Source organism: Pseudomonas sp. BF-B-30 (assembly GCF_019956305.1).
In the GTDB taxonomy this organism is placed as follows: Bacteria; Pseudomonadota; Gammaproteobacteria; order Pseudomonadales; family Pseudomonadaceae; genus Aquipseudomonas; species Aquipseudomonas jessenii.
On record NZ_JAHBDG010000039.1, the window covers coordinates 1 to 20091 of the forward strand.

General features: G+C 60.8%; 19 protein-coding genes. 8 read left to right on the forward strand and 11 right to left on the reverse strand.

Features of this window, described 5'->3' with window-relative positions:
- Positions 1-22: 22 nt before the first annotated feature.
- On the forward strand, positions 23-850 hold the full coding sequence (locus KGB29_RS19660) for a 1-aminocyclopropane-1-carboxylate deaminase/D-cysteine desulfhydrase (protein ID WP_411740513.1): 828 nt from the start codon (positions 23-25) through the stop codon (positions 848-850).
- A 113-nt stretch (positions 851-963) separates the two neighbouring features.
- On the opposite strand, the gene KGB29_RS19665 is transcribed toward KGB29_RS19660, so the two are convergent.
- The 3 genes from KGB29_RS19665 to KGB29_RS19675 form a co-directional block, all read right to left on the reverse strand.
- Positions 964-1533 carry a cytochrome b gene (locus KGB29_RS19665; protein ID WP_090456690.1) on the reverse strand — a complete coding sequence of 190 codons (570 nt, stop codon included), beginning with the start codon at positions 1531-1533 and terminating at the stop codon, positions 964-966.
- A gap of 240 nt (positions 1534-1773) precedes the next feature.
- Positions 1774-2601: a phosphonoacetaldehyde hydrolase gene (gene phnX / locus KGB29_RS19670; protein ID WP_102671614.1), complete on the reverse strand. Its 828-nt coding sequence runs from the start codon at positions 2599-2601 to the stop codon at positions 1774-1776.
- Between the two features lie 157 nt (positions 2602-2758).
- The gene (locus tag KGB29_RS19675; protein WP_150812581.1) at positions 2759-3868 is read right to left on the reverse strand and encodes a 2-aminoethylphosphonate--pyruvate transaminase; all 1110 of its coding nucleotides are present in this window, start codon (positions 3866-3868) and stop codon (positions 2759-2761) included.
- 109 nt (positions 3869-3977) lie between these two features.
- Here KGB29_RS19675 and KGB29_RS19680 point away from each other — a divergent pair, with 109 nt between their 5' ends.
- The gene (locus tag KGB29_RS19680; RefSeq protein WP_008020876.1) at positions 3978-4841 is read left to right on the forward strand and encodes a LysR substrate-binding domain-containing protein; all 864 of its coding nucleotides are present in this window, start codon (positions 3978-3980) and stop codon (positions 4839-4841) included.
- A 121-nt stretch (positions 4842-4962) separates the two neighbouring features.
- Here KGB29_RS19680 and KGB29_RS19685 read toward each other — a convergent pair whose 3' ends face one another.
- A complete protein-coding gene (locus tag KGB29_RS19685) occupies positions 4963-5835 on the reverse strand; it encodes a LysR family transcriptional regulator (protein WP_150812582.1) in 873 nt (290 codons plus the stop codon).
- Between the two features lie 268 nt (positions 5836-6103).
- Here KGB29_RS19685 and KGB29_RS19690 point away from each other — a divergent pair, with 268 nt between their 5' ends.
- Positions 6104-7429, forward strand: a complete 1326-nt coding sequence (locus tag KGB29_RS19690; protein WP_150812583.1) for an MFS transporter — start codon at positions 6104-6106, stop codon at positions 7427-7429.
- A gap of 70 nt (positions 7430-7499) precedes the next feature.
- Positions 7500-8891 carry an FAD-dependent oxidoreductase gene (locus tag KGB29_RS19695; protein ID WP_150812584.1) on the forward strand — a complete coding sequence of 464 codons (1392 nt, stop codon included), beginning with the start codon at positions 7500-7502 and terminating at the stop codon, positions 8889-8891.
- Positions 8892-8894: 3 nt separating this feature from the next.
- Here KGB29_RS19695 and KGB29_RS19700 read toward each other — a convergent pair whose 3' ends face one another.
- Complete coding sequence (locus KGB29_RS19700; protein ID WP_150812626.1) at positions 8895-10316, reverse strand: type VI secretion system Vgr family protein; 1422 nt, start codon at positions 10314-10316, stop codon at positions 8895-8897.
- 225 nt (positions 10317-10541) lie between these two features.
- Here KGB29_RS19700 and KGB29_RS19705 point away from each other — a divergent pair, with 225 nt between their 5' ends.
- The gene (locus KGB29_RS19705) at positions 10542-11246 is read left to right on the forward strand and encodes a YebC/PmpR family DNA-binding transcriptional regulator (RefSeq protein WP_056854673.1); all 705 of its coding nucleotides are present in this window, start codon (positions 10542-10544) and stop codon (positions 11244-11246) included.
- A gap of 136 nt (positions 11247-11382) precedes the next feature.
- Here KGB29_RS19705 and KGB29_RS19710 read toward each other — a convergent pair whose 3' ends face one another.
- The 4 genes from KGB29_RS19710 to KGB29_RS19725 all read right to left on the reverse strand — a co-directional run bounded on the left by KGB29_RS19710 (position 11383) and on the right by KGB29_RS19725 (position 15457).
- The gene (locus KGB29_RS19710) at positions 11383-12696 is read right to left on the reverse strand and encodes a leucine-rich repeat-containing protein kinase family protein (protein ID WP_150812585.1); all 1314 of its coding nucleotides are present in this window, start codon (positions 12694-12696) and stop codon (positions 11383-11385) included.
- A 215-nt stretch (positions 12697-12911) separates the two neighbouring features.
- Complete coding sequence (gene zapE / locus KGB29_RS19715; protein ID WP_150812586.1) at positions 12912-14036, reverse strand: cell division protein ZapE; 1125 nt, start codon at positions 14034-14036, stop codon at positions 12912-12914.
- 165 nt (positions 14037-14201) lie between these two features.
- Complete coding sequence (locus KGB29_RS19720; protein ID WP_102671605.1) at positions 14202-14954, reverse strand: anti-sigma factor family protein; 753 nt, start codon at positions 14952-14954, stop codon at positions 14202-14204.
- A complete protein-coding gene (locus KGB29_RS19725; protein WP_150812587.1) occupies positions 14951-15457 on the reverse strand; it encodes a sigma-70 family RNA polymerase sigma factor in 507 nt (168 codons plus the stop codon). Before KGB29_RS19725 ends, KGB29_RS19720 begins: the two co-directional genes overlap by 4 nt.
- A gap of 158 nt (positions 15458-15615) precedes the next feature.
- On the opposite strand from KGB29_RS19725, the gene KGB29_RS19730 reads away from it, so the two are divergent.
- Both KGB29_RS19730 and KGB29_RS19735 read left to right on the forward strand, forming a co-directional pair.
- Positions 15616-16701: a catalase family peroxidase gene (locus KGB29_RS19730; protein ID WP_223616476.1), complete on the forward strand. Its 1086-nt coding sequence runs from the start codon at positions 15616-15618 to the stop codon at positions 16699-16701.
- Entirely contained in the window at positions 16698-17243 is a 546-nt protein-coding gene (locus KGB29_RS19735; RefSeq protein WP_102671603.1) for a cytochrome b, read from the forward strand. Before KGB29_RS19730 ends, KGB29_RS19735 begins: the two co-directional genes overlap by 4 nt.
- A gap of 62 nt (positions 17244-17305) precedes the next feature.
- Here KGB29_RS19735 and KGB29_RS19740 read toward each other — a convergent pair whose 3' ends face one another.
- Both KGB29_RS19740 and KGB29_RS19745 read right to left on the reverse strand, forming a co-directional pair.
- A complete protein-coding gene (locus KGB29_RS19740) occupies positions 17306-18457 on the reverse strand; it encodes a M14-type cytosolic carboxypeptidase (protein ID WP_150812589.1) in 1152 nt (383 codons plus the stop codon).
- A gap of 485 nt (positions 18458-18942) precedes the next feature.
- Positions 18943-19284 (reverse strand): DUF6124 family protein, encoded by a 342-nt coding sequence (locus KGB29_RS19745; RefSeq protein ID WP_150812590.1) that lies wholly within the window; start codon positions 19282-19284, stop codon positions 18943-18945.
- Positions 19285-19413: 129 nt separating this feature from the next.
- Between KGB29_RS19745 and KGB29_RS19750 the strand changes: the two genes are divergently transcribed.
- Entirely contained in the window at positions 19414-20061 is a 648-nt protein-coding gene (locus KGB29_RS19750; protein WP_150812591.1) for a LexA family protein, read from the forward strand.
- Positions 20062-20091 lie beyond the last annotated feature (30 nt).

Below are 20091 nucleotides of genomic sequence, written 5' to 3' on the forward strand. Positions count from 1 at the left end.
AGATGGGTATAAGAGACAGCGTCTGGACCGGATCGACCCGCTGATCAGCGGCAACAAATGGTTCAAGCTCATCGAACACCTTAAAGCCGCCGACCGTCTGGGTGCCGAAGGCATCATCAGTCTCGGTGGCGCGCACTCCAATCATCTTCATGCGTTGGCGGCGGCGGGCAAGCGATTCGGTTTTTCCACCGTCGGCCTGTTGCGCGGGCATCCTCAGCAAACCCCGACGGTCAAGGACTTGCAGGCGTTCGGCATGGAGTTGCACTGGCTGGGCTATGCAGGCTATCGAGCGAGGCATGAAGCGGGTTTCTGGCAACCCTGGCAAACCCGCTATCCGACATTGCATCCAGTGCCTGAAGGGGGAGGTGGATTACCCGGTGCTGAAGGTTGCATGCAATTGCGGGCCAAAGTTTGTACCCAATTGGCGGGCTTGGGCTGGAGTGACTATGACGGCTGGTGGCTGGCCTGCGGAACCGGCACGACCCTGGCCGGCCTGGTACTGGCCGAGGCGGGGGATCATCCGGTATATGGTGCCCTGGCGGTGCCTGATGACCACGGGGTGGCGCAGCAGGTCGAGCGGATCGTGCAGGAAGCGGAGGTGGTCGATGCAGTGTATGAACTGTTCGAGGCCAGTCGCGGCGGGTTTGCCAAGGTTGATCCGTTGCTGCTCGACTTTATTGAAAAGACGGAGCAGGCGGGAAATATTCCACTGGAGCCGCTGTATACCGGCAAGGCACTGCTGGCACTCAAGCACCAAGTGGAAGCGGGCAAGTTCGCCCGGGGCACGCGGCTGATCTTCGTCCACACTGGCGGCTTGCAGGGCCGGCGGGGATTCAATTCACAAACCTGAGCGGTGCTGCGATCCAGTGTGGGAGCGGGCTTGCTCGCGAAGGCGGAGTATCAGTCGATTTTGTATAGCCTGACACACTGCCTTCGCGAGCAAGCCCGCTCCCACATTGGAGTTCATTGGTCTGAGAGATCGCGGTTCACGCGCTTGGGCATCATCCGCAGCAATGTGTTATCGCCCACCACATAATGGTGATACAGCCCGGCCACGGCATGCAGGCCGATCAGCCAATAGCCGATAGTGCCGCCGAGCTCATGCCAGCCCTGGAGCTGTTTGGCCAGGTCCTTGTTTTCCGCTACCAGCATCGGCAGGTCTACACCGTAGAACATCACCTGATTGCCTTTGGCGCTGGTGACCAGCCACCCGAGAATCGGCGTGACGATCATGAAAATGTAAAGCGCCCAGTGCATCAGCCTGGCCAGTGTCGTTTGCCAGTGCGGCGAGGCCGGGAAGATCTGCGGCGCCGGGCCGAGGCTGCGTGCGAACAATCGCAGCCAGACCAGAACGAATACGGTCAGGCCGAGCATGAAGTGTGATTCGACGATCAGCGTGCGCGCGCCACTGCCCTTGGGAAAGAATCCGCGAAACTCGATACAGGCGTAAACCAGCACCAGCAGGACCAGCATCAGCCAATGCAGCGCGATCGATACGGTGCTGTAGCGCGACTCAGAGTTTTTCCACGGCATGGGGTGTTCCTCAGAGGTCCGGTTTAAAGCCACCGTTCTTGTCCGACGGTGTGCGTTAACTGTAATCCTGTTTCACCGGATTTGCCTGAGGCGATTGGTCGCTGGGTGTTCTGGTTCGGGTAACAGACGGAAAAAACTGTAGGAGCGAGCCTGCTCGCGATGGTGTGTCAGTCGACATCAATGTATCTGACACACCATCGCGAGCAAGCTCGCTCCTACAGGAGGGGGGCGTTGCGGTATTTAGCTCGACTGTGGCATTTCGCCGTTGGCCAGGCGCTTGTTGATGTCGGCGATCACTTCCGGCAGATCGGTGATGGTGTCGATCATGTAATGCGGGCGTGAACCTTCGAACATTCCGTGGATGCGCTTGCGCTCGCTGTCCAGTTGGTCGCAACCCAAGGCACGATAGCCTTCGTAGTCCAGGCCCAGGGCGTTGCCCGAGCAGATCAGCGCAACGGTCCACATGCCGGCGCGGCGACCCTCGAGAATGCCCGGCACCGTGTCATCGATCTTCACGCACGCGGCGACATCGTCGATGCCCAGGGCGATGACGTTGGCCAGCGCCTGGGCGGGCCATGGGCGACCATTCGGGACTTCGTCGGTGGCGACCACGTGGTCGGCCACGTAACCGTTGGTGGCGGCCAGTTCGACCACCTTGTCCATGACCTGTTTCGGGTAACCGGAGCAGGAGCCGATCTTGATCCCTTGCTGGCGCAGGTTGGCGATGGTCTCCAGTGCCCCGGGAATCAGCGCCGAGTGCTCGGCGATTTTTTCGATCTGCAGCGGCATGAAACGCTGGTAGATGGCAGTGACGTCATCGTCGGTCGGCGTGCGGCCGAACACTTTGCGATAACGCTCGGCAACTTCCGGCAGGTCGCACAGGGTGCGGATGTGGTCCCACTTGCCCATGCCCATCGGGCCACGGGCTTCTTCGATGGACACCTGGACGTCGAACTCGGCGAAGGCCTCGACGAAAATCTGCGTCGGGGCGAAGGAGCCGAAGTCGACCACGGTGCCGGCCCAGTCGAGGATGGCGGCTTGCAGTTTGGTTGGGTTGGCGTAGTTCATGGTGATCAAATCCTGTGGCAACTGGCTGATAGGGGAGCTGCTTTGGTTTGGGTGGGAGCGGGCTTGCTCGCGAAGGCGGTGTATCAGCCGGCATAAATGTCGAATGCCAGACCCTCTTCGCGAGCAAGCCCGCTCCCACAGGGGAATGTGGTGTGGTTTAGATGTCGAGGACTTCCATCTCGCGCAGTACCTCGCCAATCGCGGCCACCGCTTCGCGCATTTGCGCCGGGTTGACATGGCCGATGCAGCCGACGCGGAAGGTTTCGACCTGGGTCAGTTTGCCGGGGTAGAGGATGTAGCCCTTGGCCTTGACCCGCTCGTAGAATTCTTTGAACGCGTAGCGCGGATCTTTCGGGGCGTGGAAGGTGGCGATGATCGGCGCCTGGATAGCCGCCGGCAGGAAGCTGCGCAGCCCCAGTTTGCCCATCTCTTCCATCAATGCCTGGCAGTTGGCGGCGTAGCGTTCGTGCCGCGCCGGCAAGCCGCCTTCTTCGTTGTATTGCAGCAGGGCTTCGTGCAGCGCCGCGACCACATGGGTCGGCGGGGTGAAGCGCCACTGGCCGGTCTTGGCCATGTAGGCGTGCTGATCCTGCAGGTCCATCGCCAGCGAATGCGAGTTGCCGGCGGCGCTGGTCAGGGATTCTTTGCGAGCGAAGACAAAACCCATGCCCGGTACGCCCTCCAGGCATTTGCCCGAGGCGGCGATCAGTGCGTCGAACGGCACTTGCTGTGCATCCACGGGCAGCGCGCCGAAGGAGCTCATGGCGTCGATGATCAGGCGCTTGCCGTGTTGCGCCACTACTTGGGCGATCTCTGGCAGCGGATTGAGGATGCCGGTACTGGTTTCGCAGTGAATCAGGGCGACATGGGTAATGTCTTGATCGGCACGTAGCAGGCGGTCGACGTCGGCGGCGGTGGTCGGCTCATCTTCTGCGGTTTCGAAAGTACTGAAGGAGCGGCCCAGTACTTCGCAGATTTTCGCCAGGCGTTTGCCGTAGGCGCCGTTGATCAGGACCAGAATCTTGCCGTCCCGAGGCACCAGCGTGCCGATCGCCGCCTCGACCGCGAAGGTGCCGCTGCCTTGCAAAGGCACGCAGTGGTGGGTGGCAGTGCCGTTGATGATGGCCAGCAGTTGCTCGCAGAGGCTGGCGGTCAGTTGATTGAAGCGGTCATCCCATGAACCCCAGTCGATCATCATCGCCTGACGGGTGCGGGGCGACGTGGTCAACGGGCCGGGGGTGAGCAGGATGGGTTCGGCAGTACTCATTCTCATGTCCTCGCAATCGATGGGATGAAGCTACGGGGCCTAAATTGCAATTTGCCGTGTTATCAATCAAATTGTTTATTGTTATGCCAGCCATCAGTGAGGGTTATTCATGAACCTGTTTCAGCTCCGCGCCTTCGATGCCGTGGCCCGGGAAGGCAGTTTTACCCGGGCGGCGGCGCGGCTGTTCATCAGCCAGCCGGCGGTCACCGGGCACATCAAGGCCCTGGAGGAGCACTACCAGATCACCCTGCTGCGCCGCACCGCCCGACGGGTGGAGCTGACGGAGGAGGGCACCAAACTGGCGGCCATCACCCGGGCGATGTTCGGCCTGGCCGAAGAGGCGCAAGTGATGCTCGAAGCCAACCGGCAATTGCTGACCGGGCGTCTGGAGGTGGCGGCGGACGGCCCGCACATGGTCATGCCGATGCTCGCCAGCCTGCGGGCGCGCTATCCGGGGATCACGGTGAACCTGCGCCTGGGCAACGCCCAGGAAACCCTGGCGGCGCTGCTGTCCGAACATGCCGACGTGGCGGTGCTGACCGAGGTCGAGCCGCGCAAGGGCCTGCATCTGCAGGCGCTGAACGAATCGCGGATTTGCGCGCTGGTGCCCGACGGGCATCCTTGGGCGCAGAAGACTAAAGGCGTGCAGCTCAAGGAGCTGGACCAGGTGATCATGGTGTTGCGCGAACCGAGTTCGATTACCCGGCGCACCTTCGATGAGGCTTGCGCCCAGGCCAGGGTCAATCCACGGGTGTTGCTGGAACTGGACAGCCGCGAAGCTGTGACCGAGGCGGTGGCCGCCGAACTGGGGGTGGGGGTGGTGTCGTCGGTGGAGGTCAGCCACGATCCACGGGTGGCGGCGGTACCGATCATTGGCGAGGGGTTGGTGAACCGGCACATGATCGGGTGCATGGAGCGGCGCAGGGATTTGCGCTTGATTCAGGCGTTTTTCGGGTTGGCGCCGGGCCGATAGACCGAAGCGCGGCCTTCGCGAGCAAGCCCGCTCCCACATTTGATCGGTGTAGATCACAAATTCTGTATCCGACACAAATCCAGTGTGGGAGCGGGCTTGCTCGCGAAGGGGCCGGACCTGCTTACATAAGACTCTCGCGCACCATCTCAAGAAACGTCGCCACCACCCGCCGTGAACTCTGCTCGCGCAAGCACACCAACGTCTCGGTCAACCGCCGCTTGCAATCGATAATCGGCAGCGCACACACCCGCGAATCCGCGCCAAACTCGGCAGCCGACACCACGCCCACACCAATCCCCACCACCACCGCCTCTCGAGCTGCCTCGCGACCTTCAACCTGAATCGCCGGCCGAATGCGAAACCCGGCCCTCGCCATTTCCTCCTCCAGCGTCTGCCGGGTCACCGAACCGATTTCCCGCAACACCAGTGGCGTGTCGTCGAGGTCCGCGAGGGTGATGGATTCGCGGTCGGCCCACGGATGATTGCGCGACACGAACGCCACCATCGGGTCGTTGCGCAGGGGCAGTGAAATCAGGCGTTCATCGCTGACATCACGACCCAGCAATGCAAGGTCGGCCTGATAGTTGAACAGTCGAAACAGCGACTCATCGGTGTTGCCGGTTTCGATCTTCACGCTGATCCCGGGGTAGCGTTCGCAGAACCGGGCAATCTGCGGCAGCACGTGCACCGGTGCATCCACCGCCAGAATCAGGCTACCGGTCTGCAAGGCCTGGGATTCCTGAAGCAGTTCCTGGGCTTCCGCCTCGATCACAAAAAGCCGCTGGGTAACGCTCAACAGACGCTCGCCCAGATCGGTCAGGCGCACCGAGCGCTTGTTGCGGTGAAACAGCAAAACACCGTAGCGCTCTTCGAGCTTGCGCACCTGGTCGGAAATCGCCGGTTGCGTCAGAAACAGGCGTTCGGCGGCCTTGGTAAAGCTTCCATGGACCGCCACGGCGTGGAAAGCTTTGAGCTGGGCGTGGGACACCGACATGGGAATCTCCAGTAACAAGCTGAACTTATATTTGAAATACGATAAATCGATTTCACTTATTAATCAGTAATTGTTTTTATCCACCTCAGCCCCGCTGACTGGTCAGTCGAACAGCAGCGGGTGCCATGAGCCTGTGCGTGCAACTACAGGACTCATCTGACCGGTATCCGCCGTAGGGACAGGGCGATATCGCAGTGCTCAACAATAAAAACACAGGCGTTTTCTTCCAATTCTGCCGGCACACTCACACCCTGAGGTCAGAACCACAATGAACAAGCACATCGGCACCATCAAGCGTTGGCGCGTGCAGATCTTCGCGATCACCTGGCTCGCCTACGCCGCGTTCTATTTCACCCGCAAAGCATTCTCGGTCGCCAAACTCGGTATTGGCGAAGACCCGACCTTCATGCTCGACAAAATGGCCATGGCCAACCTCGACGCCATCTACCTGACGGCTTACGCCGTCGGTCAGTTCACCTGGGGCATCCTCGCAGACCGTTTTGGCCCGCGAGTTGTGGTGCTCGGCGGGTTGCTGATTTCCGCCGCCGCGGCGCTGGTGATGGGCAACTTCGCAACGTTACCGATTTTCGCTACCTGCATGCTGATACAAGGCCTGGCGCAGTCCACCGGTTGGTCGGGGCTGTGCAAGAACCTCGGCAGCTTCTTTCCCTCCGAGCAACGCGGACGGGTATTGGGCCTGTGGAGTTCCTGCTACGCCTTTGGCGGTCTGGTAGCCTCGCCGTTTGCCGGTTGGTGGGCGTACACGCTCATCGGCAGCTGGCATGCGGCGTTCATTTCCAGTGCGGCGGTGGTTGGGCTGGTCGCCGTGCTGTTTTTTATTTTCCAACGCAACAAACCGGAGGACGTCGGCTTGCCGGCGGTGGAGCCGGAGCCTGAGCTGACCGCCGAACAAGCCGAGGCGCAAAGCAAAATCAGCATGTGGGAGCCTTTGAAGGAAATCCTGCGCAACCGCACGGTGCTGGTATTGGGATTGGCGTACTTCATGCTCAAGCCGGCGCGCTACGCGATTCTGCTGTGGGGGCCGGTGATCGTCTTCGAACAGATGCCTTCGGTGGGCAAGGTCGGCGCGGCGATCATTCCGACTGCGTTCGAGCTGGCCGGGTTGCTCGGGCCAATCCTGATTGGCCTGGCCTCGGACAAACTGTTCGGCGCCCGGCGCATGCCGGCTTGCGTGATCAGCCTGCTGGCGCTGACGATGTCCCTGGCGTTTTTCATGGGCGCCCTGCATACCGGCAGCGTGCTGCTGGTGGTGGCGCTGCTGTTCGTCATGGGCCTGACCCTCTACGGACCGGACTCGATGATCAGCGGCGCGGCCGCCATCGACTTCGGCACCGCCAAGGCCGGCGCCACGGCAGCCGGTTTCGTCAACGGCTGCGGTTCGGTCGGGGCGATTCTCGGCGGGCTGCTGCCAGGCTACTTCGACACCGTTACCGTGTTCATCGTCTTCGCCGGCTGCGCCATGTTCTCGGCGCTGGTATTGATCCCGCACTGGAACAGCCGCCCCGGTGGCCTGGGCACTCACTTCGCCTACGTGCCCAATCAGGCGATGACCATCAAACCCCTGCGTACCTGAATCCTGTCCCTCGTCGCCTGCTGCACCTGCGGCAGGCCGGCGTGTGGGCCACTGACCGGAGATTGACCCCATGAGACCCTTTTGGCTGGACCAGGCCTTGAAGGCTGATGCATCCGAAACCTGTCCGCCACTGGAAGGCGACGCCCGCGCCGATGTCTGTATCGTCGGCGGTGGTTACACCGGGTTGTGGACCGCGATCATGCTCAAGGAGCAGAACCCCGAACTGGATGTGTTGCTGATCGAAGCGGACATCTGCGGTGCCGGGGCCAGTGGACGCAATGGCGGTTGTGCGTTGTCGTGGTCGGCCAAGTATTTCACCCTCGAACGTTTGTTCGGCGTCGAAGAAGCCGTGCGTCTGGTCCAAGAGTCCGAGCGCAGCATCCATGCCATCGGCGCCTTCTGCGAACAGTATGGGGTGGACGCCGATTACCGCCTCGATGGCACCCTCTACACCGCGACCAATCGCGCGCAGGTCGGCTCGACCGACGCTGTGATCGCGGCGCTGGAGCGCAACGGCATCAACTCGTTCACCCAGCGGCCGGTGGCCGATGTGCAGCGCATGGCCGGTTCCAGCAAACACCTGGAAGGCTGGTTTTCCCCGGCCGCGGCCAGTGTGCAGCCGGGCAAACTGGTGCGTGGCTTGCGCCGGGTAGCCCTGCAGCTGGGGGTGAGGATTCATGAAAACACCGCGATGACCGGGCTGGAGGAGGGCCGGCCAGCGGGCATTCAAACCCCCAAGGGCATCATTCGCGCCGACCGCGTGGTGCTGGCGATGAACGCCTGGATGGCCCGGGCGTTTCCGCAGTTCGAACGCAGCGTGGCGATCGTTTCCAGCGACATGCTGATCACCGAGCCTCGACCGGATTTACTCGACGAAATCGGTCTGACCAGCGGCGTCACGGTGCTCGATTCGCGGATTTTCGTGCACTACTACCACAACACGCCGGACGGCCGGATCATGCTCGGCAAGGGCGGCAACACCTTCGCCTATGGCGGGCGCATGCTGCCGGTGTTCGATCAGCCATCGCCTTATGCCGGCCTGTTGCAGAGCAGTCTCGCGGATTTCTTCCCGGCGTTTGCCGACGTTAAGGTCGAGGCGACCTGGAACGGTCCATCGGATCGATCGGTGACCGGGCTGCCGTTCTTCGGGCAGATGAGCGCCAGTGGCAATGTGTTTTACGGTTTCGGCTATTCCGGCAGCGGCGTCGGCCCCTGCCACATGGGCGGGCAGATTCTGGCGTCGATGGTTCAAGGCCTGGACAACCCCTGGACCCGTTCGCCGCTGGTCAATGGCCCTCTGGGCTTTTTCCCGCCGGAGCCGATTCGCTATATCGGCTCGCTGATGGTGCGCAACGCCATCCGCCGCAAGGAGCGCGCAGAGGATCACGGGCATCGGCCACGGCATCTGGACGTGCGTCTGGCGAAGTTCGCTGCTGCAGCCGGCAAGGCTGACAAGGGTTGAGCGTCAGGGTGCAGGGTCCGAGCGGGTGAGCAGCCAGTCGAACAGCAGGCGGGTATCGCCACGGGGCTCATGCGGGCGAGGGCGGTGAGGTTGTGGTCGAGGGCCCATGGTCGTACAAAGCACCGGGCGATCCGGGTCACTGTCGAGGAAAATCACCAGTACCTCGCTGCCAGCCACGGGCAAGCGGGCCGGATCGATCCAGTCCTCGGCGGTGGTCAGTGCCAGCGGTAGCCACAGGCCGTTGGACTCTGCTGCGGCTGGTTGCGTGGCGGGCCAGAGGTTCACCTGAACCCGGCCATCCTCGTCCACTGCCGCCGGTTGCCCGACCGGGCCGCACACGCGACCGGGCTGATACCCGGGGATACTCGGCCTGGGTTGTTTGAGCGCTGGCCTGAATACCGTCGACCAGGGGATGGCGCTGAATTGATTGCGGTAACCCGAGGCCGTGCCCGGTGTGTCGTCGAGCAGAATGGATGACTGACACCCCTGATGGCGGATTTCGGTAACCAGCCATTGATCATTGAAGTTCGCCAACGGGTGCTCGGCCACTTGCAGGATCCGGCCACTGCGTAATGCCCCTTGGCTACTTTGACCGTGGATCTGCTGGTGACGGCAGCGCAGGCGTTCCAGTTGTCGACGGCTGAGCTGGTCGCGATGTTGTTGCTCGCCAGCGGGACAGTGCCTCGCCGTGGCGAACGAGTGATTGGCTGCGCCTTCGCTGATGTCCGCTGCACCCGGATTCCTGGCACCTGGACGCACAGGGGAGAGCGTGGCGTCATGGCGCTGGAACAGTTCGCTGATCACCGGTTCCTGGTGTTCGCCGGGGGCGCCGTCGCTCATCGACATGAGTAGTGGCTCCTGGGGAAAACTCAGGCTGTCGTCGGCCAGCACCAGCACATGGCCGTCGCGTTGATGCTCGAAGTGATAGTGGATGCCTTCTTCCTCGCACAGCCGTTGCAGCAACGCCAGGTCGGATTCTTCGTACTGAATGCAAAAAGGTCGCAGGGGATAGTGCCTGGTTGCCAGTTCAAAGCGATAACTGCTGGCGGGCAACCCATGTTCCTCCAGCAATTGGCGCAGGATCATGGGCACGCTGGCGTGCTGGAAAATACGTCGGCATCGTTGCTGTTCCAGCACCTGGACACGAGGCACCAGCACCAGCTTGTAAGCGACCCGGTGCCCGCTTCGATGTTCACAACTGGCGCTGTCCAGCACGCCATGAATGCCTTGATCGTGGCCGAATTCGAGGAACGCCGGTTGGTGCAGCAATCGCTCAAGGTTCAGGGCTGGTGCCAGCCCGATCACCTCGATGTCGAATCGATAGGGCTGGTTGAGAGCTTCATGACCACTGAACCGGACCACCTGGAAGTTCAGGTCGTCTTCGAGAAGCGTCAGGGTGGTGGGACTTTCCTTGTCGTTGTGCATCGAACGCGCTACCGCTGTGGAGTAGGGTGCAAAGCGTACGAAACCCCGGCGCATTGCGGGCACGGTAAAGCGACATTTCCGAATTGCCCTACAACCGCTGGTGAAGATGTCGATGCAAGTCGGGATTTTTTGGTCGATTGCCAACTTTAGGCCGTATAAACTTGTGCAAAGCGTCGGCCAATAGATGTCTCGGCGCCACAGATGCCACAGATAAGAGAGTGAGAAATGGGCGCACAGTGGAAGGTTAAACACAAAGAAGCGGCAGCCAATGCCAAGGGCAAGATCTTCGGCAAACTGGTGAAAGAAATCACCATTGCTGCGCGCAACGGCGCTGATACAGCTACCAACGCGCACTTGCGCCTGGTGGTTGAACAGGCCAAGAAAGCTTCGATGCCCAAGGAAACACTGGATCGTGCCATCAAGAAGGGCGCGGGCCTGCTGGGCGAAACCGTGCAATACCATCGCGTGACCTATGAAGGGTTCGCCCCGCATCAGGTGCCGTTGATCGTTGAGTGCGTGACCGACAACATCAATCGCACCGTTGCCGAGATCCGCGTGGCGTTCCGCAAGGGTCAGCTGGGGGCTTCCGGTTCGGTGGCCTGGGACTTCAACCACGTCGGCATGATCGAAGCGTCGCCGGACACCCCGGACGCCGATCCGGAAATGGCCGCCATCGAAGCCGGTGCACAGGATTTCGAGCCGGGTGAAGAGGGGGCAACCCTGTTCCTGACCGAACCGACCGACCTCGACGCGGTGCAGAAAGCCCTGCCGGAACAAGGCTTCACCGTGCTGTCGGCCAAACTGGGCTACCAGCCGAAAAACCCGGTCAGCGGCCTGAGCGATGAGCAGATGGCGGAAGTCGAAGCGTTCCTCGAAGGCCTCGATAACCACGACGACGTGCAGGACATGTTTGTCGGGTTGGCGGGTTAAGTCTTTGTGTCAATGACGGCTCTGTTGTCTGGCAGGCCGTCATCGCGAGCAGGCTCGCTCCCACAGTTGACCGAGTTGCATGGTCTGGCGCGATCTAATGTGGGAGCGAGCTTGCTCGCGATTGACCGCGCAGCGGTCACAGACTTTCCAATTGCCGCACGATTTCGCTGAACCCCGGCCGTGCCAGCACTTGCGGCTGACAGCAACGCTGTTGCAGATCTTCCAGTACCCCACGCTGTTCGTCGCTCAACTCCGAATTAACCCGCTCCAGCAGTTCGCCCAGCAACACCCCGAACGCCCGCACCTCGATCCGCTGCAAGGCGCGGCTTTCCAGGCTGTCGGAAATCCCGTGGAACGACGCCGCGCCAAAATCCCCCAGCAAGCAATCGCCCTGTTCATTCCACAGAATATTGTGCCCGTAGAGATCGCCATGGGTGATGCCGTGGTTGTGCAAGTGTTCGGCCACCGAGGCAATGCCCGAGGCAATACGCAGCGCCACCGCCGCATTGAAACGCAAGCCTTCGGCATAAATGTCGCGGCTGCACGACGCCAGGCTCGGCAGGCTGGCGAGGTTGCGAAAACTCGGCGGGACCAACTGCATGACCAGCCCGGCGGTTTGTTGCGGGTGATCGACAATCCGCCCTTCGACGCGAATCAGATTCGGGTGCAGGCCTGCGGTGATGCAGGCGTTCATCTCGTGCAGCGGCGAGCCATCGCTGGTCATTTCACCCTTGTAGAGCTTCACCGCAACTGGCATGGCCGGTTGGTCGGTCGGTTGCCAGATAGCTTGATGAATCACTCCGGACGCCCCTTCGCCGAGCTTTTTCTCCAGGTGCAATGCCGACCAGTCAATGCGCGGTGTGGCATCGAGGGCGGCGGCATCGGCTTCGGTTTCCAGCGGATTACCGGCGTAGGCCAGCCAGGTCAGGCTTGGCAGCGTCAGCAGCCATTGCGGCAAGTCGGTGAACTGGTTGGCGGCGATGCGGATCAGCTCCAGCCGATGACAATTGTGCATCGACTCCGGCAACGCCTTCAGGCGGTTACCGGCAAGCATCAGCTTTTGCAGGTATGGCCGCTCTCCCAACGCGCTCGGCAGCGTCTCGATGCAATTGTCGGTCAGGATCAGCCAGCGCAGCAGCGGTGGCAGTGCCGCTGCGGGCACGTGGGCGATACGGTTGGCCTTGAAGCCGATCATCGTCAGTGCAGCGCATTGGCCAACACACGCCGGCAACTCGGTGAAACGGTTATCGGAGCAGAACAGCACGCGCAAACGGGTCAGGCGATGCAAGTCCTCTGGTAGCGCGCTCAGAGCATTGCCGCTGAGGTTGAGCACTTCCAGCGAATCCGCCAGATCGAAGATCTCCCGGGGAAACTCGGTCAGGCCTTCGGCCAGATCCAGCCGCGTGATGCCCGACAACTCGCCGGCGCGCAATTGAGCAAGGGTATGCATGAACAGATTCGCCATTAACCTAGAGGAGGGCGCGGGGCCCCGGAAATGGGCGACATGATAGCGGGAAAGATGTGGCGACTGTCAGGCCGCCTTCGCGAGCAAGCCCGCTCCCACATTTGATCGGTGTAGATCACAAATTCTGTATCCGACACAAATCCATTGTGGGAGCGGGCTTGCTCGCGAAGAAGTCAGTCAATGCAACAAAAAGCTATCGATCAGACCGGTTCGCTGACTTCGACCAGTTGTCCCAGTCGGCTGCGTGTGCGCGCCAGATCAATGGCATCGCCACCCAGGCTTTCGCGCAATGAGTGCTGACCGAGCAACGTCAGGTGCTTGTCCTGATCGTACAGCACGTCGATGAGATTGATAAAACGCTGCTGGGCGGCAATCGTGCAATCGCCCAGCAGTGGCAGTTCATCGATGATCCAGCGGTCGAACTGGCGGCACAGCTCCAGATAATCCATCACCGCCGTGGGCTGATCGCACAAATCGGTGAAGGTAAAACCGACGCCGCGCCCTTCGCAGAAACGTGCTCGCAAATGCCGGGTACCTACCGGCAACGAAACAGGCGGGGCATTGTGCCTGGGCAGGTTCAGCGATTGTCGTTGCGCCACGCTCGCCGGCCAGACGTAGTGACCTTGAGTGAACAACTGATGCGCATGGGTTCGGGCCTGGCTGCGGTAGTCGTGGGGCCCGCCGACCTCCATCACCTGCATGCGCGCATTGATCAAGTCGATCACCGGTTTGAAGCGGGCGTGGTACAGCGGATTGGGCAACAGGCCTTCGGGCGGATAATTGGAGGTGACCAGCAACAGGATGCCGCGCTGGAACAGTGCCTTGAACAACCGGGTGATGAGCATCGCATCGCCGATGTCGTGCACATGGAACTCATCGAAACACAGCACCTGGCAATCGCTGAGCAGTTCATCGAGGGTGATCGCCAGGGCGTCGGCCTGATCGCGGTGCTCGAACATGCCCTGGTGCAGTTGGGCGAAAAACTGATGGAAGTGCAGGCGTTGTTTTTGCGCGAGGGGAATGGCCCGGAAAAACCCGTCGAGCAGCCAGCTTTTGCCGCGCCCCACGGCACCATGCAGGTAAAGGCCGGGAAGGGGTTTCGCCGCAGTGCCCATCAGCATGCAGGCATGCCGGGCCATGCAGTCGATCACCCGCTGTTGGCTGTGACTGAGGGTATAGCCCTGTGCATGGGCCTGATGGCGAAAGTAGTCGTGGATGACCTGGCCTGTCGCGGCGCTACCGGGCGCCGGTGCCTTGCCGAGAAGGCGGCGCAACGTTTGCCAGCGCGATTTGATTCGCGAACGGCTGGGCGGTCGAACGGCCACTGGGATATCACCTCTGGTGTACGGGCAGGCTCTTTGTGCTGCGGCGCCATAGTGTAACCAGAGCAGGGAATCTGCTTCCAGCAGTGTCGGAATATTCCGGGCCACCGTCACTGGGCTCTAAAGGAACACCGCAAACTCCCACAAAAAAAAGCAGCTGGATGGCGATCAGAATTGAGTGGTCTGTTTGAGCATCCGCGCCGCCGGTGTATCCGCCGGGCTGACCATCGCATAGTTGTAGCCACTTCCCGACCAGTACTCGGCCTGCAACTCGCCATCACTGCGACTGCCCCTGGGCAGCAGGAAGTTTTTCGGCCCTGGCGGGCGCACGTAGAAACTGATTTTCTGCCCGCTCTGGTTCTCGTAGACCACCATCGCCGCCGGGCCTTGCTCGGTGCTCAGCAGGCGCCCGCTGACCGGTTTGAAACCGGCATCCGAAAGGTCGGGCAGGCGGTTGGCCTGTGTGAAGTAGCGGTCGAGCCAGCCTTGCATGTCACCGTCGTCGCCGACTTTGAAATCCGCCGGCAGGAGGCCTTGCTGGGCAATCAGGCGATAAGCCTGCAGCGCATCGGTCATTGGAAGCTGGGGACTCGCCAGTGTCATCTCCCGCGCTTGCCAGCCGCTGACACCGCCGACGCTGACGGCGATGAACAACACCGCGGCACTGGCCAGGTGTCTACGGGATTGGCGTTTAAGGCGCTGGCGTATAACCGCCGGATCCAGGTCCGGGTTCGAGGGTTGTTGCAAGGCGCCACTCAGAGCTGCGCGCAGTGTCTGGGCATCCTGCTGCCAGGCGCATACTTGCGCGGCCATCTGCGGGTTACCGGCCAGAAAAGTCTCCACCTGGCGTCGGTCGGCGTCGCTCAGTTGGTGGTCGACGTAGGCGTGCAGGTCACGCTCGCTGGGGGGCATGCTGATCATTTGAGTCTCCGCAGGGAAGGGCGGTTGATTTCGCCATCGCTGAGTTGGCGCAGGGCCTGGCGAGCCCGGGACAGGCGGGACATCACGGTGCCGGTGGGTACGTCGAGAATCTCGGCGACCTCTTTGTAACTCAAACCTTCCACCGACACCCAGAGCAGCAGCGCGCGCTGCTCGGTGGGCAGCCGGTCGAAGGCGTTGAGGGTCGATTGGGCAATCACGGTGCGCTCCACCGAGGGCTGGGCATCGTCACGCCCGGTGAAGAATTCGAGCATGCGCGCGTAGCGCCGGGAGCGACGGTGAGCATCGAGAAACTGCCGATAGAGAATCGAGAACAGCCAGGCGCGCAAGTCGCCCTCGGCGCGTTTGCCAGCCCAACTCGAGAGTGCCCGCTCCAGGCTCGCCTGCACCAGGTCGTCAGCGCTGCTGGTGCTGCGCGTCAACGACACGGCGAACCGTCGCAATCCTGGAATGATTTCCCTCAGTTGTTCGTCGATATCGTTCATGAAGTTCTGACTAGTCACTACGCTTGGGACTAGGAAGACGTCCGGTACCGGAGGTTATTCCACGTCAGAAAAAATAAACACCGCGCGTGGGAATAAACCTGCATGCGGTTCGTCTGCTTGATTCTTCTCACTTGTGGCCGATGGCCCTGGAGTCTTTCATGGTAGATCGATCATCACCGCCAACCCGGCCACCCTTGAGTGCGGCCAGCCTGACGTTGCGTCTGGCTGGCATTGCCGTGGTCGTTGCCGCCGTGGCTGGGGCGTTTGCCTACGTCAACGGCACCTTTGACCCACAGCGCCTGACCCCGAAGAAACTGATCAACGTGCTGGAAACCAACAACGGCGTGCATCCGGGTTTCCGTCGCAACCATTCCAAAGGCGTGTGCGTGATCGGGCATTTCGAGAGCAGCGGTGAGGCGCGCAGCTATTCCACCGCCCAGGTGTTCAACGAAGCTCGGACGCCGGTGGTCGGACGTTTCGCCTTGCCGGCCGGCAATCCTTATGCTCCGGACAGTGCCGTGCCGATCCGCAGCATGGCCTTGCGCTTCACCCAGGCGAACGGCCAGCAGTGGCGCACGGGGATGAACAGCATGCCGGTGTTCCCGGTGGGCACGCCCGAGGCGTTCTATCAATTGCAGCGGGCGCAGTCGCCGGACCCGGCTACGGGCAAGCCGAACCCGACCGCGGTTCCGGCGTTTTTCGGTGCGCATCCGGAAGCTGCGCCATTTCTGGCCTGGATCAAGACTGCCAAACCGTCAGCCAGTTACGTCACCGAGACCTATAACAGCGTCAACGCGTTTTATCTGGTGAACGCTGCCGGACAACGCCAGGCTGTGCGCTGGAGCATGGTGCCGGTAGCGCAGGATGCGTCGGGTGCCACGGCGCCCGAGGGCAGCGACTTTCTGGAGAAAGACCTGGTTCAGCGTATAGCCGCAGGACCGTTGCGTTGGCAGTTGAATATCATCCTGGCCAATCCCGGCGATCCAGTGAACGACGCCAGCAAAGCCTGGCCTGAAGGGCGCAAAGTGTTGAACGCAGGCACGCTGGTGCTGGAAAAACCCCAGCCGCAACTCAATGGCGAATGCCGTGACATCAATTACGACCCGCTGGTTTTACCCGCCGGCATCGAAGGGTCCGACGACCCGTTGCTCGCCGCTCGTTCAGCCGGTTACGCCAATTCCTACCTGCGTCGCACCAGCGAAGTCAGCCAGTTGCCCGCCGCCAAACAGGAGGCCCAGCAATGAGCACCCAACCCAACCACTTCGCTCCATTGGCACGACTGCTGCACTGGCTGATGGCACTGATGATCATCGCCATGCTGTTTATCGGTGCCGGCATGGTCGCCTCGGTGTCCGAACGGCATGAATGGCTGATCAATCTGCACAAACCTTTGGGTGTCGCGATTTTGCTGCTGGTGATCGTGCGGCTGGTGGTGCGGTTCTCCACCACGCAACCACCGCTGCCGGCGGATTTGCCGGGTTGGCAAGCGATGGCGGCCAAGGCCTCGCATGTATTGCTGTATGCCTTGATGCTGGTCTTGCCGCTGCTGGGCTGGACGATGATTTCGGCGTCGGGCGAACCGGTGATGCTCAGCAGTTCGTTGCAGTTGCCATCGATCGTGCCGGCGGACGCGCAGCTGTTTGCGTTTTTGCGCAAGGCTCATGGGTATTTGGCGTATCTGCTGTTTCTGACCGTGTTGCTGCATTTGGCGGCCGCGTTGTTTCACGGCTGGGTGCGGCGGGATGATGTGCTGGACAGCATGTTGCGGGGCAAGGATCGCGGCTAGTTGCAATGGAGAAAAAGATCGCAGCCTGCGGCAGGCGGCGATCTTTTGATCTTGAAGGGAGATCAGCGCAGGGTATCGACCATATCCGCAATGGTGGTGAGCACATCCTTGCCCAGCTGCTTCGAGCGCTTGCCCGACCAGCCCGTCAACGGGTTCGGATGATCATCGTGATCCTTGAACGGCATTTCCAGGGTCAGCGAAAGGCAGTCGTACTTCTGGCCCACGCTGTTGCAGGCCAGCGTCATGTTGGCCAGGCCCGGTTCATCGCGGGTGTAGCCGTGTTTGGTCTGGAAATCCTTTGTGGTGTGTTTCAGGTGGTTGCGGAAGTGTTCTTCGAGTTTTTCGATCCGCGGTGTGTAACCCGGATTGCCTTCGCAAGCAGCTGTGAACACATGAGGGATTTCCTCGTCACCATGGACGTCGAGGAACATATCGACGCCGTATTTTTCCATCTGCTGCTGAACGAACAGGACTTCCGGGCTGATTTCCTGGCTGGCGTTCTGCCAGGCGCGGTTCAGGTCCTGGCCCATGGCGTTGGTGCGCAGGTGTCCGTGGAAGGCGCCGTCCGGGTTCATGTTCGGCACCAGGTACAGATCGGCGCCGGCCAGCAGTTTGTTCAGCACTGGGTCGTCGTTTCTTTCCAGGCGTTCGATCACGCCTTCCATGAACCACTCGGCCATGTGCTCGCCTGGATGTTGCTGGGCGATGATCCACACTTTGCGCTGGCCTTCGGCGCCGGTGCCTTTGCGCAATAGCTGGATGTCGCGACCTTCGACACTCTTGCCGGTGACCAGCAGTTCGGTGCCGGCCTTGGTCAGCGCCTGCTCGATCAGCCAGTCGTGGCGGCCACGGCTGTAGGGTTCGAAGTAGGCGAACCAGGCATGGGTCTGCTCGGCTTCGAGGCTGAAGCGCAGGCAGTCGCCTTCGAAAATGGTCGGTACGCGGAACCAGTTGACGTGATCGTAGGACGCCACCGCCTGATAGCCGGCCCAGGCCTTGTTGTAGGAGGATTGGCTGGCATTGTTCAGGCGAAACCAGTGCTCCTGGCCGACATGCAGGCCGCTGGCCTTGAAGTGGAACCATTGGAAATGGTTGCTTTTGGTATCGGGGCGGATCGCCAGCAGGGGCTTGAGCGGGTCGCTGACATCGATTACCTGGATATTGCCGCTGTCGAAGTTGGCACTGATGTCGAAAGAAGATTTAGCCACGGCCATAATCGGGTCCTGAATATGATTTTTATGGTGGCTACTTTACACGCAAGAGTGGGGTGAAACCGAGGGGAATTGCGGGGTGCGAGGGTGGGGGCGTCCTCCTTGACGCCGCCGCAGCTTAGAGGCTATGCGATTGATTCTCAAGTGCTATCTGTCGCTGGTTTGAACCAATGATGCCGGGCTTCTCTTGCCAACTGGAATTCTTTTGATATCATCCGCGCCATCGAATTTGCGGCACCCAAAGACTTCATTAGCCTGAAGCCAAAGCCAGAAAAACTGGCAAAAAAAAGACCCGGCAAAAAGCCGGGTCAAAAACCGTGATTAGCCTGATGAGGAGATAGTCCAGGAGACCGACCTAAGGTCACCTGGTCCATCGACTGATCTCGCGATCAGTTAATGCAATAATAATCATTCTCGTTTGCAAGTCAAACGTTTTTACCTGCGCGACAGGAAAATTCTTTCCTGCCCTCTCGATTTGTCTTCTCACCTCAACCGTTTTCATACTTCTCTAGCGATCGATCGACCATCGCCTTGGCCATGTCGATCATGTGCACCGTCGAAAATGCCAGGTCGCGGCTTGCGCCTTGCAGGTGATTGGCGGACTCGTACGCGGTGGCGGCAGCACAGCGCAACAGGTCCAGGGCATGGACCAGCGCCTCTTCGCCGTTGATATTGCGGTTTACATCAAAAAGACGCGGCTCGGCCACTCCTTCCGAAACAGCTGGTTTCAAGTAATAGTCCAGCGCGCGTTGTGCCGCCGCCGAGTCCAAGGGCGAGGTAAAGGTGGTGTCGATGTGCATGTCCGGCAGGTCATTGGTGGGTTGGTTCATGGCGATGGCAAGCTCCGTGTTAGATTCAGATCCGTGAACCGATCCTAATACGAACTGTATTTGTGACGACAATTTAAATACTACATTTTGTGTTTTGATGGCTGGAGTCGCCCACGTATCGTGCCGCACATGGATAAATGGATTGAATTGGTCAAGGCCAAGATGAGTGAACTCAAAATCACTCAAGAGATACTCGCCGAGCGCCTCGGGATGTCCCAGGGCGGCATTGGCCACTGGCTCAACAAACGTCGTGAACCCGGCATCGAAGACATGAACCGTGTGCTGCGGGCGCTGGGCCTTGAGTTTCTCGAAGTGGCGCTGGTGATCCGGGAGCCGCAGGCGTCAACGGACGACGAAATCCCCCTGACACAGAAGTACAACCCGTACTTTCGCTACCCGGTCAGTGACTGGCGCGAACCTGCCGAAGTGCGTGACGGCGAGGTTCCGGTGTACGGAAAAGGGCACTTTGAACTGTCCGATTACCACGCCCGGGGGCCGGCATTCTGGTTGAGAGTGGCAGGCGATGCGATGACCGCACCCAATGGCATCAGCATCCCGGAAGGCATGCTGATCCTGGTGGACCCTGCGGTGGACGTCGAGCCTGGCAAACTGGTCATTGCCCAGTGGCCGGGCAGCAACGAAGCCACGTTCCGCAAGCTCATCGAAGAGGGCGGGCAGCGTTATCTGGTCCCGCTCAATCCGACGTATCCGAAAGCCTTGTACACCGAAGAGTGTCGAATCATCGGTGTAGTGGTTCAGGCAACAGCCAGGTTCTGATCAGATCGGTCCTCGCGATGCGTAGGACCG

What these genes read in the sequence shown, in the direction of transcription:
- KGB29_RS19665 (WP_090456690.1), bottom strand. Translation starts at nt 1,533, where the DNA reads ATGCCGTGGAAAAACTCTGAGTCGCGCTACAGCACCGTATCGATCGCG.
- phnX (WP_102671614.1), bottom strand. Translation starts at nt 2,601, where the DNA reads ATGAACTACGCCAACCCAACCAAACTGCAAGCCGCCATCCTCGACTGG.
- KGB29_RS19675 (WP_150812581.1), bottom strand. Translation starts at nt 3,868, where the DNA reads ATGAGTACTGCCGAACCCATCCTGCTCACCCCCGGCCCGTTGACCACG.
- KGB29_RS19680 (WP_008020876.1), top strand. Translation starts at nt 3,978, where the DNA reads ATGAACCTGTTTCAGCTCCGCGCCTTCGATGCCGTGGCCCGGGAAGGC.
- KGB29_RS19685 (WP_150812582.1), bottom strand. Translation starts at nt 5,835, where the DNA reads ATGTCGGTGTCCCACGCCCAGCTCAAAGCTTTCCACGCCGTGGCGGTC.
- KGB29_RS19690 (WP_150812583.1), top strand. Translation starts at nt 6,104, where the DNA reads ATGAACAAGCACATCGGCACCATCAAGCGTTGGCGCGTGCAGATCTTC.
- KGB29_RS19695 (WP_150812584.1), top strand. Translation starts at nt 7,500, where the DNA reads ATGAGACCCTTTTGGCTGGACCAGGCCTTGAAGGCTGATGCATCCGAA.
- KGB29_RS19700 (WP_150812626.1), bottom strand. Translation starts at nt 10,316, where the DNA reads ATGCACAACGACAAGGAAAGTCCCACCACCCTGACGCTTCTCGAAGAC.
- KGB29_RS19705 (WP_056854673.1), top strand. Translation starts at nt 10,542, where the DNA reads ATGGGCGCACAGTGGAAGGTTAAACACAAAGAAGCGGCAGCCAATGCC.
- KGB29_RS19710 (WP_150812585.1), bottom strand. Translation starts at nt 12,696, where the DNA reads ATGCATACCCTTGCTCAATTGCGCGCCGGCGAGTTGTCGGGCATCACG.
- KGB29_RS19720 (WP_102671605.1), bottom strand. Translation starts at nt 14,954, where the DNA reads ATGATCAGCATGCCCCCCAGCGAGCGTGACCTGCACGCCTACGTCGAC.
- KGB29_RS19725 (WP_150812587.1), bottom strand. Translation starts at nt 15,457, where the DNA reads ATGAACGATATCGACGAACAACTGAGGGAAATCATTCCAGGATTGCGA.
- KGB29_RS19730 (WP_223616476.1), top strand. Translation starts at nt 15,616, where the DNA reads ATGGTAGATCGATCATCACCGCCAACCCGGCCACCCTTGAGTGCGGCC.
- KGB29_RS19735 (WP_102671603.1), top strand. Translation starts at nt 16,698, where the DNA reads ATGAGCACCCAACCCAACCACTTCGCTCCATTGGCACGACTGCTGCAC.
- KGB29_RS19740 (WP_150812589.1), bottom strand. Translation starts at nt 18,457, where the DNA reads ATGGCCGTGGCTAAATCTTCTTTCGACATCAGTGCCAACTTCGACAGC.
- KGB29_RS19745 (WP_150812590.1), bottom strand. Translation starts at nt 19,284, where the DNA reads ATGAACCAACCCACCAATGACCTGCCGGACATGCACATCGACACCACC.
- KGB29_RS19750 (WP_150812591.1), top strand. Translation starts at nt 19,414, where the DNA reads ATGGATAAATGGATTGAATTGGTCAAGGCCAAGATGAGTGAACTCAAA.